12 protein-coding genes and 1 tRNA gene are annotated in these 12,482 nt (G+C 64.4%); 3 read left to right on the top strand and 10 right to left on the bottom strand.

Annotated elements, in window-relative coordinates; all coding sequences use genetic code 11:
• Nucleotides 1–60: 60 nt before the first annotated feature.
• The 3 genes from BDW16_RS00445 to BDW16_RS00435 all read right to left on the bottom strand — a co-directional run bounded on the left by BDW16_RS00445 (nt 61) and on the right by BDW16_RS00435 (nt 2,892).
• On the bottom strand, nt 61–990 hold the full coding sequence (locus BDW16_RS00445; RefSeq protein ID WP_066579978.1) for a glycosyltransferase family 2 protein: 930 nt from the start codon (nt 988–990) through the stop codon (nt 61–63).
• A 136-nt stretch (nt 991–1,126) separates the two neighbouring features.
• A complete protein-coding gene (tig, locus tag BDW16_RS00440; RefSeq protein ID WP_066579975.1) occupies nt 1,127–2,737 on the bottom strand; it encodes a trigger factor in 1,611 nt (536 codons plus the stop codon).
• Between the two features lie 70 nt (nt 2,738–2,807).
• Nucleotides 2,808–2,892, bottom strand: a tRNA-Leu gene (locus BDW16_RS00435).
• A gap of 158 nt (nt 2,893–3,050) precedes the next feature.
• Here BDW16_RS00435 and BDW16_RS21000 point away from each other — a divergent pair.
• Entirely contained in the window at nt 3,051–3,239 is a 189-nt protein-coding gene (locus tag BDW16_RS21000; protein WP_125458897.1) for a hypothetical protein, read from the top strand.
• 645 nt (nt 3,240–3,884) lie between these two features.
• Here the strand turns inward: BDW16_RS21000 and BDW16_RS00430 are convergent.
• From BDW16_RS00430 to BDW16_RS00400, 7 genes are all read right to left on the bottom strand, one after another.
• Nucleotides 3,885–4,730 (bottom strand): hypothetical protein, encoded by an 846-nt coding sequence (locus BDW16_RS00430; RefSeq protein ID WP_125958824.1) that lies wholly within the window; start codon nt 4,728–4,730, stop codon nt 3,885–3,887.
• Between the two features lie 104 nt (nt 4,731–4,834).
• Nucleotides 4,835–5,329, bottom strand: a complete 495-nt coding sequence (locus BDW16_RS00425) for a hypothetical protein (RefSeq protein ID WP_066579972.1) — start codon at nt 5,327–5,329, stop codon at nt 4,835–4,837.
• 19 nt (nt 5,330–5,348) lie between these two features.
• Nucleotides 5,349–6,809, bottom strand: a complete 1,461-nt coding sequence (gatB, locus tag BDW16_RS00420) for an Asp-tRNA(Asn)/Glu-tRNA(Gln) amidotransferase subunit GatB (protein ID WP_066579970.1) — start codon at nt 6,807–6,809, stop codon at nt 5,349–5,351.
• A complete protein-coding gene (locus BDW16_RS00415; protein WP_066579968.1) occupies nt 6,806–7,180 on the bottom strand; it encodes a hypothetical protein in 375 nt (124 codons plus the stop codon). Before BDW16_RS00415 ends, gatB begins: the two co-directional genes overlap by 4 nt.
• Nucleotide 7,181: 1 nt before the next feature.
• Nucleotides 7,182–8,666 carry an Asp-tRNA(Asn)/Glu-tRNA(Gln) amidotransferase subunit GatA gene (gene gatA, locus BDW16_RS00410; RefSeq protein ID WP_066579966.1) on the bottom strand — a complete coding sequence of 495 codons (1,485 nt, stop codon included), beginning with the start codon at nt 8,664–8,666 and terminating at the stop codon, nt 7,182–7,184.
• Nucleotides 8,666–8,953: an Asp-tRNA(Asn)/Glu-tRNA(Gln) amidotransferase subunit GatC gene (gatC, locus tag BDW16_RS00405; RefSeq protein ID WP_066579963.1), complete on the bottom strand. Its 288-nt coding sequence runs from the start codon at nt 8,951–8,953 to the stop codon at nt 8,666–8,668. The genes gatA and gatC overlap by 1 nt, the downstream gene beginning before the upstream one ends.
• A gap of 43 nt (nt 8,954–8,996) precedes the next feature.
• On the bottom strand, nt 8,997–10,784 hold the full coding sequence (locus BDW16_RS00400; RefSeq protein WP_066579961.1) for a DUF4153 domain-containing protein: 1,788 nt from the start codon (nt 10,782–10,784) through the stop codon (nt 8,997–8,999).
• 117 nt (nt 10,785–10,901) lie between these two features.
• On the opposite strand from BDW16_RS00400, the gene BDW16_RS00395 reads away from it, so the two are divergent.
• Nucleotides 10,902–12,008 (top strand): DUF3089 domain-containing protein, encoded by a 1,107-nt coding sequence (locus BDW16_RS00395; RefSeq protein ID WP_066579959.1) that lies wholly within the window; start codon nt 10,902–10,904, stop codon nt 12,006–12,008.
• Nucleotides 12,005–12,466 carry a Holliday junction resolvase RuvX gene (ruvX, locus tag BDW16_RS00390; RefSeq protein WP_066579958.1) on the top strand — a complete coding sequence of 154 codons (462 nt, stop codon included), beginning with the start codon at nt 12,005–12,007 and terminating at the stop codon, nt 12,464–12,466. Before BDW16_RS00395 ends, ruvX begins: the two co-directional genes overlap by 4 nt.
• The last annotated feature ends 16 nt before the right edge of the window (nt 12,467–12,482 follow it).

Here is a 12,482-nt window from a genome sequence, read left to right as displayed (position 1 = left end):
CTCCTCCCCCTTCCTCCTCCGCCATCCCCCCGGCGGGGGAGGACTTTCAATAGTGATCCGCTATTCGGGACGGAGCGGTCCCGGCACGGCCAGATAGGCGAGCCGGCGCATCTCGCGCCGCCCCCGCACCACCGTATCCAGGATCAGCCCCGCGAACAGGCCAAGTGCCGACAGGATGACGAGGCCGGTGGCGAGGATCGCCGTCGGGAAGCGCGGGACAAGACCGGTATCGACATAGGTGATCACCAGCGGCACCGCGAGGATCAGCGCCAATAGGCCGAGCAGGCCGGCGACCCAGCCGAAGAACAGCATCGGCTTCTCGATCCGGTAGAGCGTCAGGATCGTCCGTGCGATGCGGAAGCCGTCGCGATAGGTCGACAGCTTCGACGCCGAACCTTCGGGCCGCGCGAGATAGCGGGTTTCCACCTCCCCAACCGGCATCTTGAGCTCGAGCGCGTGAACGCTGATCTCGGTCTCGATCTCGAACCCCGCCGACAGCACCGGGAAGCTCTTGACGAAGCGGCGCGAGAAGACGCGATAGCCCGAGAAGATATCGGTGAAGCTTCGTCCGAACAGCCGGGCCAGCAGCCCGGTCATCGCTCGGTTGCCGAGAACATGGCCGCGGCGATAGGCGTCGGCGGCCTCATGGATGCGCGTGCCGACGACCATGTCGAGCCCCTCGGCCAGCATCTTCTCGATCATCGCGGGCGCGGCGGCGGCGTCATAGGTCGCGTCGCCGTCGGCCATCACGTAGAGGTCTGCATCGACATCGGCGAACATGCGCCTGACGACATTGCCCTTGCCCTGCATCCGCTCGCTGCGGACGATCGCGCCGGCATCGCGCGCTACCTCGACCGTGCGGTCGCGGCTGTTGTTGTCGTAGACATAGATGGCCGCGCCGGGGAGCGCCGCGCGGAAGGCCGCGACGGTCTGCCCGATAGCGGCTTCTTCATTGTAGCAGGGCAGGATGACGGCGACTTTGGATTCCATAGCGGTGCCATAAGGCCGAAATCGTAACGATTCGACCACTTTGTCATTCGACGGCTTAGACGGCTCCTGAAACGAAAAACCCCGCCGCGCCGGGTGGCGAGGCGGGGTTCTCAAATCGCTTGCGCGAAGGAGAGACTTAGTCGGCCTTCTTCTTGGCCGGGGCCTTCTTCTTCGGGGCTTCCTCAGCCGCGTCGTCGGCCTTGGCAGCGGCCTTCTTGGCCGAAGCCTTCTTGGCAGGCGCCTCGGCTTCCTCGGCCGCCGCTTCCTTCTTCGCCGCAGCCTTCTTGGCCGGCTTCACGTCCTCGGCGGCGGGAGCCTCGTCGGCCTTCTTCGCCTTGGCCTTCTTCGCCGGCTTCTCGTCGTGGTCGTGGTCGTGGTCGTGTCCGCAGCCCGGGCCGTGGACGTGGGGGACGGCGCCCTCCTCGCTCTCGATCGCTGCTTCAAGTTCCTCACGCGTCACTTCGCGCTCGGTGATCTCGGCCTTCTCGAACAGGAAGTCGACGACCTTGTCCTCGTACAGCGGCGCGCGCAGCTGGGCAGCGGCCATCGGCTCCTGCTGGATATACTGGACGAAGCGCTGCTGGTCCTCGGGACGATACTGCTGCGCGGCCTGGGCGATCAGGCGGTTCATCTCCGCCTGGGTCACCTCCACGCCGTTCGCCTGGCCGATCTCCGACAGGAGCAGGCCAAGGCGCACGCGGCGCTCGGCGATCGCCTGATAGTCGCCCTTCTCGGCTTCCAGTTCCTTCTTGGCAGCCTCGGGATCCTCCTCGTGGCTCGCCTCATGCTCGAGCTGGGCCCAGATCTGGTTGAACTCGGCCTCGACCATCGACGGCGGAACCGGGAAATCATGGCCCGCGGCGAGCTGATCGAGCAGCTTGCGCTTCATATAGGTACGGGTCAGGCCGCCAGTCTCGCTCTCGAGCTGGCCCTTGAGGATGCCGCGCAGCTGGTCGAGGCTCTCAAGGCCGAGATTCTTCGCGAAATCCTCGTCGATCTTGGTCTCGCCCGAGGTCTTCACCGCGGTGATCTTGAGGTCGAAGGTCGCAGGCTTGCCGGCAAGCGTATCGACGCCGTAATCCTCGGGGAAGGTCACTTCGATCTGCTTTTCGTCGCCGGCCTTCACGCCGACGAGCTGATCCTCGAAGCCCGGGATCAGACGGCCGGTGCCGATCTCCACCGACATCGCCTCACCCGTGCCGCCGTCGAAGGCGACGCCATCGACCTTGCCGACGAAGTCCATCGTGACCTGGTCGCCCTGCTTCGCCTTGTGCTTGGCGGGGGCATCTTCCCAGGCCTTCTGCTGGCCGGCGATCTGCGCGAGCTGCGCGTCGATCGCGCTCTCGTCGACCGGGACGATCAGACGCTCGAGCTTCAGGCCTTCGATCGAAGGGGTCGGGACGTCGGGGAGCACCTCGAGCTCGACCTTGACCTCGGCATCCTTGCCCGGCGCGAAATCACCTTCCAGGCTTACCGAAGGTTGCATTGCGGGACGCAGCTTGTGGTCGGCCAGAAGCTGCTGCACGCCCTGCTGGATCGTGGTGTTGAGCGCGTCCTGGGTCAGCGCCTCACCGTGCATCTTGCGGACGAGATTGGTGGGAACCTTGCCGGGGCGAAAGCCGGGCATGCGGATCTGAGGCGCCACGCGCTTCACCTCGGCATCGACGCGCGCGTCGATATCCTTCGCGGTGATCTTCAGGGTGTAGGCGCGCTTCAGGCCCTCGTTCAACGTCTCGACAGTCTGCATTTCTTTCAGGCTTCCTGCTCTGGAAGTGGAATCGGTTTAGCGGCGTCCACCCCGTGCGCCGGGCGGAAACTGGTGCGGGCGAAGGGACTCGAACCCCCACATCTTTCGATACTGGTACCTAAAACCAGCGCGTCTACCAGTTCCGCCACGCCCGCATTCAGGGACACCGCAAGTCGGCGGGCTCTATAGCAAGGGATGGGCCGGGGGCAAGCGGCGATGCGTTCGCGATGTGACGGATCCATTGCAAGGCGAGACGGACAAGGATGAACCGTCGCACGCCGCGGTGCGTTGACCGGGCAAAAGGAGTGATCCGATGCCCGTCGAACCGCCGATCCCGCCAGCCAAGCCCAGCGTGCCGCCGCCCGAGGCGCCGCCAATGCCCCAACCGGGCCAGCCGACGCCGGGCGGACCGGAGATCCACCCGCCCCAGCCCGACATCGACGTACCGGCCCCCGTACCCCAGGGCGATCCGCCCGCGACACCGGTGCAGCCGGTGGCGTGACGCTAAGGAATCACGTCAGCGCTCCCGTCGATCCTCGCAATACCCCTGCGGCCATCGCGAGCCGGCCTGTTGCGCGTTAGCACTAAGGGTCTCCAATAAAAGCGCGTCCACGCTCTCAATATGCTTACCGGCACGTAACTCGCTGTCTTGTGACATCTGCCAAATGACACGTCCCTCTGTTGCAGAGTAGACTTCCCACAGGATGGAGATTGCGGCCGTGCCACGAATCCTTCGTCCACCAAGAACCCCACTGGTCGCCTTCCACGGCGTGCAGGCATCGATACTGAATGACATCACGCGCCCTCGGAGACGGTAGTCCGCAAGGGAACGATGATCGTCAAAGTCGTCACCGGTATGAACGGCCACCGGGACCCCGGCATTCACTAGAGCGGTCGAGACCATTCTCTTTGAAGTCGCTGGATCGATCACAGCGTCACGCCAGTACCAACTCCCGCCAGGTGCGCAGATAAGGCCGCTAGACTTCCTTCCAATCTTTGTTTCTGGGCCGAACTCGACTCTAATGGGCAAGACTGAAACCTGCTGATCCGCCCGGATGCACGCGTCGGCCTCTTCGGGCGCACCGAAACAAAGAAAAGCAGATGCGATAAATGACACTATTGGTCGCCCCCACGAACGACACATGGGTTAGAACTGAGAAGGGGGCGAGGGCACTTCACCAGCGGGCTGCCCAGCAGGCGACGCGGAAGCCGGCTCCACAAATTTTGGTGGTAGCGGAGCAATTGTGGGCGCTTTCATGCCCCGCTTTCCGACTACGAAACCGAACCGGTACTCGTCACCATTCCATCGCACACTAACAATCAGGTTCTCAGGAAACTTCTTCAGCTTGATCTTCTTCAAGATCACCTGGCCCGCATAGCTTTCTGACGGATCAACTGTGGTCCGCTGCACAATGTTGTTACCCAGCGCTTCTCTCGTGGCGTCAAGGTTCTCCTGAATCTTCACTAAGCTATAGCCCGTTCCGGCGGCAATCGCTGTAGCTTGGATCTGACCGACTACACTTGGAGCGCTATATGAACCATAATAAGTTCCTCGAGGCGTGATGAACGTCGAGCGATAATGATCTCGCTGGCTTGCGGCGGCCGCTGCCGACAGCCCACCTGCCAATCCCACGGCAATGGCAGTCCACATTGCGCGGCTCTTTGCTTTTTTCTCGAGCTCCTCCTTTGAGAAGGCAGCCACTTCTGCGCCAACAATATGAGCCGAGACGTCAGAAACATCGAAGTCCGACGAAACTTGCCCTTTATTCAGCACAGCGACCGAAAATGAGAAGCTGCCGTGATCCATGGGGAGCGGACTGATTTGAACAGCACCTTTCTCCGTATCAATATCGATTGTCGGCACCCCCTTGTAGAACCGAATGGATTCGTCCGCCAATCGTACGGGGTGCACCACGTACTTATCCTGCGCAGCCGCTACCGATGGCACTAAGCACAGGCCAACCGCCAATAGGCAGGTCAAATTTTTCGACATCCCATCCCCCATCGCGCCGAATCAATCCCCCGATTGGCGCTGGTACGATGGTGATCCCGAGTCAGTTTACTTGCAAGGCGTATCAACTACGGCCGTTCAAGAGCCTAGCGCGTGCAGAAGTCCACGAAGCGCTTGATCGCCTGCTTGCCCGCCGCGGTTCCGGTCATCCCGGTCGTCTGGCCCAGCGCGGTCATGCGCAGCCAGCCATTGGCGGCGAAGGCACGGATGAACGGGGAATTTCCCGCAATCTCCCTTGAGGTGAAGTGCGGCGGCTCGTCCTCGTTCGCCTCGGTCGTGCCGGGAAGGCGCAGGCTTTGCGGGCCGGAGTTGAGGACGATCCCGCGCAGCGCCGGATCGCCGCCGGAAATGCTGGCGAAGATGCGGTTGCCGCCCTGCTCGCAACTGAAGTTGAGCGGCTGGTCATCGGTGCCGTCGACCTCATAGGCGAGGATGGCGCTCGACACGCGGCTCTCCTCGTCGATGCGGATCACCCAGTCATAGCCGTCGCTGACGGGCGGCGGACCGGCGCGCTGCGCCATGCCCGGCGCCGCGAGCAGCAGACCGAACGCGGCGACGGACAGGAACGGCATATGCTTCATCGATCGATCCTTTGTCCGCTCAGCCGTTGAGTGCTTTCTTCAGCAGCTCATTCACCACGCCCGGATTGGCCTTGCCGCCCATCGCCTTCATCGTCTGGCCGACGAAGAAGCCGAACAACGCCTCCTTGCCGCCGCGATACTGTTCGAGCTGGCCGGGGTTCTTGGCCAGCACCTCGGCGATCACCGCCTCGATCGCGCCGGTGTCCGAGGTCTGCTTCAGGCCGCGTTCCTCGACGATCGCCGACGGGCTGCCGCCGGTTTCAAGCATGATCTCGAACACCTGCTTGGCGAGGCTGCCCGAAATCGTGCCGTCGGCGACGAGGCCGAGCAGTTCCGCCGCCTGCGCGGGCGAGACCGGACTGTTCTCGATATCCTTGCCCAGCTTGTTGAGCGCGCCGAACAGCTCGGAAGTGACCCAGTTGGCCGCCGCCGGCCCCTTGGCGCCGGCATCGAGCAGCGCATCGAAATAGCGCGCCGATTCGACCTCGGCGGTCAGCACGCCGGCATTGTACGGGGTGATGCCGAGCGCGAGGTAGCGCGCGCGCTTGGCGTCGGGCAGCTCGGGCAGCGAGCCGCGGCATTCCTCAAGGAACGCGTCGTCCAGCTCGAGCGGGAGCAGGTCGGGGTCGGGGAAATAGCGATAGTCGTGCGCGTCTTCCTTGGAACGCATCGACCGCGTCTCGCCCTTGTCCGGATCGAACAGGCGGGTTTCCTGGACGATCTTGCCGCCGCTCTCGATCACGTCGATCTGGCGCAGCGCCTCGATCTCCACCGTCTGCATGACGAAGCGGACCGAGTTGACGTTCTTGGTCTCGGTACGGGTGCCGAACGCCTCGCCCGGACGGCGCACGCTGACATTGACGTCGGCGCGCATCGAGCCCTGGTCCATATTGCCGTCGCACGAGCCGACATAGCGCAGGATCGAGCGCAGCTTCGACAGATACGCCCCGGCCTCCGCCGGCGAGCGCATGTCGGGCTTCGACACGATCTCCATCAGCGCGACGCCCGAGCGGTTGAGGTCGACATAGGAGAGGCGCGGATGCTGGTCGTGCATCAGCTTGCCGGCATCCTGCTCGACATGGATGCGCTCGACGCCGATCGTCTTGGTTTCGCCGTCCACCTCGATCTCGATCTCGCCCTCGCCCACCAGCGGATGGTAGAGCTGGCTGATCTGGTAGCCCTGCGGCAGATCGGCGTAGAAATAGTTCTTGCGATCGAACCGCGACCATTTGTTGATCTGCGCGTCGATCGCCATCCCGGTGCGCACCGCCTGACGGATGCACTCGCGGTTCGGGACCGGGAGCATGCCGGGCATTGCTGCGTCGATCAGCGACACCTGCGTGTTCGGCTCGGCGCCGAACTCGGTCGCGGCGCCCGAGAAGAGCTTGGCGTTGGACGTGACCTGGGCGTGGACCTCAAGGCCGATCACGACCTCCCACTCACCCGTTGCGCCTTTGATGCGGTATGTTGATTCCGTCATTCGCTCTTCAATCCAAAGAATTTAATCGGGATTTGTACAAACAGAGTTGAACAAACCCAACCTCCGATCAAACCGCCAGCAAGCCAATAATTTTCGATCAACAGGCCGATAAAGAAAATCGCTGCGCCTGTCTGGATTGCAGAATTTCCGTATCTGTAAAATCCTGAGATCGGCAAACTCACCAGTGAAAAGTACAAAATAGCAATTTGAAACATCGCCACGAATACGAGCGGCGCAGTGTACCACTCGTCAGCGAGCAAGGCGCCTCGAACGCCCACAAACCCGCTGATCATCGTCAACGATATGAGAGTGAAGCTGGCGCGAAGATCAGAATTGATCTTATCAACCGCCTGCCTCACCTCATCAGCCATCTTACCACCACTGCTCCGGCTTCGCCGTGAAACCGGCGCGCTGTTCGATCGCGAGGCTCGCATTGAGCACGCCCTGCTCGTCAAACGGCTTGCCGATGATCTGGAGGCCGAGCGGCAGACCGTCCTTGTCCAGCCCGCCGGGCACCGACATCGCCGGAATGCCCGCGAGGCTCGACGGTACCGTGAAGACGTCGTTCAGATACATCGCCAGCGGATCGGCCGACTTCTCGCCCAGCGCGAACGCTGCCGAGGGCGCGGTCGGGGTGAGCAGCAGGTCGCACTGCGCCCAGGCCTTCTCGAAATCCTGCGCGATCAGCGTGCGGACCTTCTGCGCCTGGGTGTAGTACGCATCGTAGAAGCCCGCCGAGAGCACATAGGTGCCGATCAGGATGCGGCGCTGCACTTCGGGACCGAAGCCCGCGGCGCGGGTTGCGGCGTACATTTCCTGAAGGTTCGCGCCATCGGGCAGGTCGCGCTGGCCGTAGCGCACGCCGTCATAGCGGGCGAGGTTCGACGAGGCTTCCGCCGGAGCGATGATGTAATAGGCCGGAAGCGCGTATTTGGTGTGGGGCAGCGAGACCTCGACGATCTCGGCGCCCGCGTCCTTGAGCCAGTCGATGCCCTGCTGCCACAGCGCCTCGATCTCGGCCGGCATCCCGTCGACGCGATATTCCTTCGGAATGCCGACCTTCTTGCCGCGCAGATCGGCGGAGAGGCCCGCTTCCCAATTGGGCACGGCCATGTCGAGCGAGGTCGCGTCCTTGGGATCGAAGCCCGCCATCGCCTCGAGCATGATCGCACAGTCGCGCACGTCGCGCGCCATCGGCCCGGCCTGATCGAGCGACGACGCGAAGGCGACGACGCCCCAGCGCGAGCAACGGCCATAGGTCGGCTTGATGCCCGAGATGCCGGTGAACGCCGCGGGCTGGCGGATCGAGCCGCCGGTATCGGTGCCGGTCGCCGCGGGGACGAGCCGCGCCGCGATCGCCGAAGACGAGCCGCCCGAGGAGCCACCCGGCGCGAGCGCGGCGTTGCCGCCGTCCTTGCGCCGCCAGGGCGAGATCACATTGCCGAAATAGCTGGTCTCGTTCGACGAGCCCATCGCGAACTGATCGAGGTTGAGCTTGCCCAGCATGCCCGCGCCCGCATCCCACAATTTCTGCGAGACGGTCGATTCATAGACCGGGGTGAACCCCTCCAGCATGTGGCTGGCGGCGGTGGTCTGCACGCCCTTGGTGCAGAACAAGTCCTTCATGCCGATCGGCACGCCGGCCAGCGGCTTGAGCGTCTCGCCCGCCGCGCGCGCGGCGTCGGCGGTGCGGGCCGCGGCGATCGCGTGATCGGGGGTCTCGACGATGAAGGCATTGAGCTGTTTGGCGGCGCTCACCTTGGTGATGAAGGCGTCGGCGACCTCGATCGCGGTGAACTCGCCCGAGCGGACGCCGTCGCGGATCGCCGCGACGCCCAGAGTGGTGACGTCGGTCATTATTCGATCACTTTCGGCACGGTGAAGAAGCCATGCTCGGCAAGCGGCGCATTGGCCAGCACCTCGTCGCGGATGCCGCCATCGGTGACGACGTCGTCGCGCAGGCGCAGCGTGTTGGGGATGACGGCGGTCATCGGCTCGACGGATGAGGTATCGACCTCGCCCAGCTGCTCGATCCAGCCGAGGATGTTGTTGAGCTCAGGCACGAGGCGCTCGGCGGCGGCATCGTCGATCGCGATGCGCGCGAGGCTCGCGACCTTCTTCACGGTTGCGGTATCTACGGACATGAGGGCGCGCCTAGCAGCGACGCCCCCCTGTCAGCAAGCGCGCTTATTGGAACGGGTCGCTCACGGGTTCGCCGCCGACGAAGATCTGGCGGCGTTCGACCTTGCGGATCTCGATCGCGCCGGCCTTGAGGCCGGCCGCTTTGCGGTTCTGCGTGGCGGGATCGAAGGGGACCGCGGGCTGCTTGCTGCCGGCGATCCATTTGTTGCCGACCAGCAGGTAGCGATCCGGCGTCGCCGCCGGGCAATAGCCTTGCCTGGAAGCAGGCACCGCCACCACCGCCGAACCGGTCTTCGTGTCCGGTTCCCGCCCAGGCGCAGGCCGGAAGCATGAATCGACCAGCAACACCGCCTCACGCCCGCCCGGCATGAACGCCAGCGTGCAGGGCTCGCGGCTGCATTGCCATATGCCGGCAACGGCCTCACGAAGTTCACGCGGCAACGGCGTTCCGGCGGGAAGGATACGCAGCGTCTTGTCGAGCGCCTCTTCGCGCACCGCCTGCTGGCCGTCAGAGGCTTCTCCGGGATATTTGGCAGACAATGCCGCGGTCGCGCTGGTTCGGATCGCCGCGACCGGAGACTTTTTGAGCCGCTCGAGTTCACGGCGTCCCGGCTCGCCGAAGTCGAAGGCCAGCGCGCGCCAGTCGAACTTCTCCGGGGTGGTCCGCCCGGACTCGAGCCGCGCGACCTGATCGCGGGTCGAGATCGCGTTGAAGCTGACGACCGGCGTCGCGAGCAACAGCGCGACGCCGCAGGTGATGATGGCAAGATGGAGGTTTGCAGGCCGTACCTTGTCCGCCCAGAGCGCCCTGCCCCGAATCACGCTGACGAGATAGGCGACCGCCACGACCGAGGCGAGAATGACGAACGTGAGCGCCCAGAGCCGCTCGGGCGTGAAGCCATATTGGCCGATGCGCAGGCCCGTGGCGATCTGGGCAATGACGGCGAGCGGAAAGATCACGATCGCCAGCACCAGTGCCGCCCAGCGCAGCACGCGGTTGCGCGGGGCATCATCGGCGCCGTTGCCGATCACGGCATTGACCAGCAGCAGCGCCCCGACGACGCAGCCGAGCAGGATCGGCGTGGTCGACTTGGTCGCGTCCCACAGCGGCTGGAGTCCGGTAAAGGGCAATGCCAGCAGGAACAGGCCGAGGCCGATCGCCAGCACGGGCGCGAGCACGCCCAGCACCAGCATCGCGACATTCTGAAGCAGCGAGACGATCCGGCGATGCTCACGCAGCAATGCGAGGCCGACACCGAAGGCGAGCCCCACCAGCGGGCGCCAGAACCATTCCTTCTGGAGAAGGTCGCCGAGGAACTCGATCCCGATCAGCTGGAACAGTGCCGCGAGCAGGAACGACAACAGCATCGTCACGCCGACGAACGCCCAGCCGAGGCACCAGAGGATCGCGTTGGTCCAGGCATGGTCGTAAGCCGCCGGATAGGAGATCGGCCGGAAGCCCGATTCGCGTCCCGCCTGGTACAGCGGCGCGGCGATGCCGATGGCGAGCGCGAGGCTGAACACCCGCCACCCCTCGGTGCTGCTCCAGCCCGAGGTCGCGCCGTTGAAATAGAGGATCAACGCGGCAACCGCACCACAGCCGAGCGCGAAGACGATCGATCTGCGCAGATCGGCGCGCACCACGACGAACCCGAACACCAGCGCGGAGACACTGACGAAGCTCAGCAATGCAAGGCGAACCGCGCTGATCTGCGGCTGGTAGGTCGAACCGATGATCCAGTGGGCGACCAGTCCTGTGACAAGGCCGAGCCCCGCCAGCAGGAACGGCAGCAGCGGCCAGCGTTCGTCCTGATCCTCGATGCGAATCGTCATGCCCCTGCCCTCTCCCACGATGCTGCGTCATCAAGGTTGCATCCTTCGCAACCATCGCGCAACGGAACGCGATTGCCCGGCAGCGTGTTATGCTGCAATGCACAACAGGAGCCCCGAGTGGCGCGCAAGTTCCTCTATATCGTGGCGGTGTTGATCGTGCTCGCGCTTGCAGCAACCTTTGCATATCGAATCTGGGGCGCCGAGCTGCTGCGGCAGGCGATGGTGCCCGGCGGGCGATTCGAATCGCAGGCGACGCTTCCCGCCGACAGCTACAAGCGGGCCGAAATGTGGCTGGCGCGGCCCGACAAGCCGGGCAATCCGGCGCTGTGGGCACCCGAAGGCTATGCAGCGGCGAAGGAACCGACGGCGGCTGTATTCTTCATCCATCCGACCTCCTACCTCAACCGCGCGCACTGGAATGCGCCGCTGGAGGACAAGGAGGCGAATGATCGCGCCGCGCTGTTCCTGCGCGGACAGGCGAGCGCCTTCAACGGTGCGGGCGCGGTATGGGCGCCACGCTATCGTCAGGCCACCTTCGGCGCATTCCTGACCAGTAAGGAGGATGCCCAGCGGGCACTCGATCTCGCCTATCGCGACGTCACCGCCGCGTTCGACCAGTTCCTTGCCGAAGCGGGTGATCGCCCGATCATTCTGGCAGGGCACAGTCAGGGGGCGTTGCACCTGACGCGGCTGTTGCATGACCGGGTGGCGGGCAAGCCGATCGCGAAACGGATCGTTGCAGCCTATGTCGTGGGTTGGCCGGTATCGAAGAGCGCGGACCTGCCGAAACTCGGGCTGGCGGAGTGCACCGCGGCCGACCAGACCAGCTGCATCCTGTCGTGGCAGAGCTTCGCCGAGCCGGCCGATCCCTCCCTGCTGTTCGACACCTTCGACGCCTCGAACGGATTCACCGGGCAAAAGCGCGCCGGTACACCGATGATCTGCACCAATCCGATCACCGGTACGCCGGGTGTCAGCGCCGAAGCCGCCGCAAACCGGGGCAGCCTGATCCCCAATGTGGATTTCTCGAATGCGACCTTACTCAAGGGGGCGGTCGCCGCGCGGTGCAGCGAGCGCGGCATCCTCTTGATCGGTAATCCCCCGGAAAACCTGAGTGGGCAGTATGTGCTCTGGGGGAACAACTACCACGTGTTCGATTATTCGCTGTTCTGGGCCAACGTCCGCGCGGATATTGAACGGCGGCTCAAAGCGTTCAAACCGTGATCACCACCGACCGCGATACCTTCCGCGAGGCTCTCCCTTCAGGCGGGCGGCTGCTGGGGCTGGATGTCGGTACCAAGACGATCGGCACGGCGCTGTGCGATGCGGGCTGGTCGTTCGCCAGCCCCGCGCACCTCGTGAAGCGGACCAAGTTCACCGTGGACAAGGCGGCGCTGGCCGTGCTGATCGCGGAACAGCAGGTGAAGGGGATGGTGATCGGCCTGCCCCTCAATCTCGACGGCACCGATTCACCGCGCACCCAGTCGACCCGCGCCTTCGCCCGCAATGTCGAGGATCTGGGGCTTCCGGTGCTGCTTTGGGATGAGCGCTGGTCGACGGCCGCAGTCGAGCGCCAGATGATCGCCGAGGACCTGTCGCGCGCCAAGCGGGCGGAGCGCGTCGACAAGCTCGCCGCAAGCTACATCCTGCAGGGGGCGATCGACGCGCTGGCCACCGGCTGACCGGTTTCCCATGAGA

The sequence above is a fragment of the Sphingomonas koreensis genome, assembly GCF_002797435.1.
Classification (GTDB): Bacteria; Pseudomonadota; Alphaproteobacteria; order Sphingomonadales; family Sphingomonadaceae; genus Sphingomonas; species Sphingomonas koreensis.
This window is presented reverse-complemented; position numbering and strand designations above follow the sequence as displayed.

Bases quoted from the DNA above. Each gene is read 5' to 3' on its own strand.
- BDW16_RS00445 (WP_066579978.1), bottom strand. From the start codon at position 990: ATGGAATCCAAAGTCGCCGTCATCCTGCCCTGCTACAATGAAGAAGCC.
- tig (WP_066579975.1), bottom strand. From the start codon at position 2,737: ATGCAGACTGTCGAGACGTTGAACGAGGGCCTGAAGCGCGCCTACACC.
- BDW16_RS21000 (WP_125458897.1), top strand. From the start codon at position 3,051: ATGCCCGTCGAACCGCCGATCCCGCCAGCCAAGCCCAGCGTGCCGCCG.
- BDW16_RS00430 (WP_125958824.1), bottom strand. From the start codon at position 4,730: ATGTCGAAAAATTTGACCTGCCTATTGGCGGTTGGCCTGTGCTTAGTG.
- BDW16_RS00425 (WP_066579972.1), bottom strand. From the start codon at position 5,329: ATGAAGCATATGCCGTTCCTGTCCGTCGCCGCGTTCGGTCTGCTGCTC.
- gatB (WP_066579970.1), bottom strand. From the start codon at position 6,809: ATGACGGAATCAACATACCGCATCAAAGGCGCAACGGGTGAGTGGGAG.
- BDW16_RS00415 (WP_066579968.1), bottom strand. From the start codon at position 7,180: ATGGCTGATGAGGTGAGGCAGGCGGTTGATAAGATCAATTCTGATCTT.
- gatA (WP_066579966.1), bottom strand. From the start codon at position 8,666: ATGACCGACGTCACCACTCTGGGCGTCGCGGCGATCCGCGACGGCGTC.
- gatC (WP_066579963.1), bottom strand. From the start codon at position 8,953: ATGTCCGTAGATACCGCAACCGTGAAGAAGGTCGCGAGCCTCGCGCGC.
- BDW16_RS00400 (WP_066579961.1), bottom strand. From the start codon at position 10,784: ATGACGATTCGCATCGAGGATCAGGACGAACGCTGGCCGCTGCTGCCG.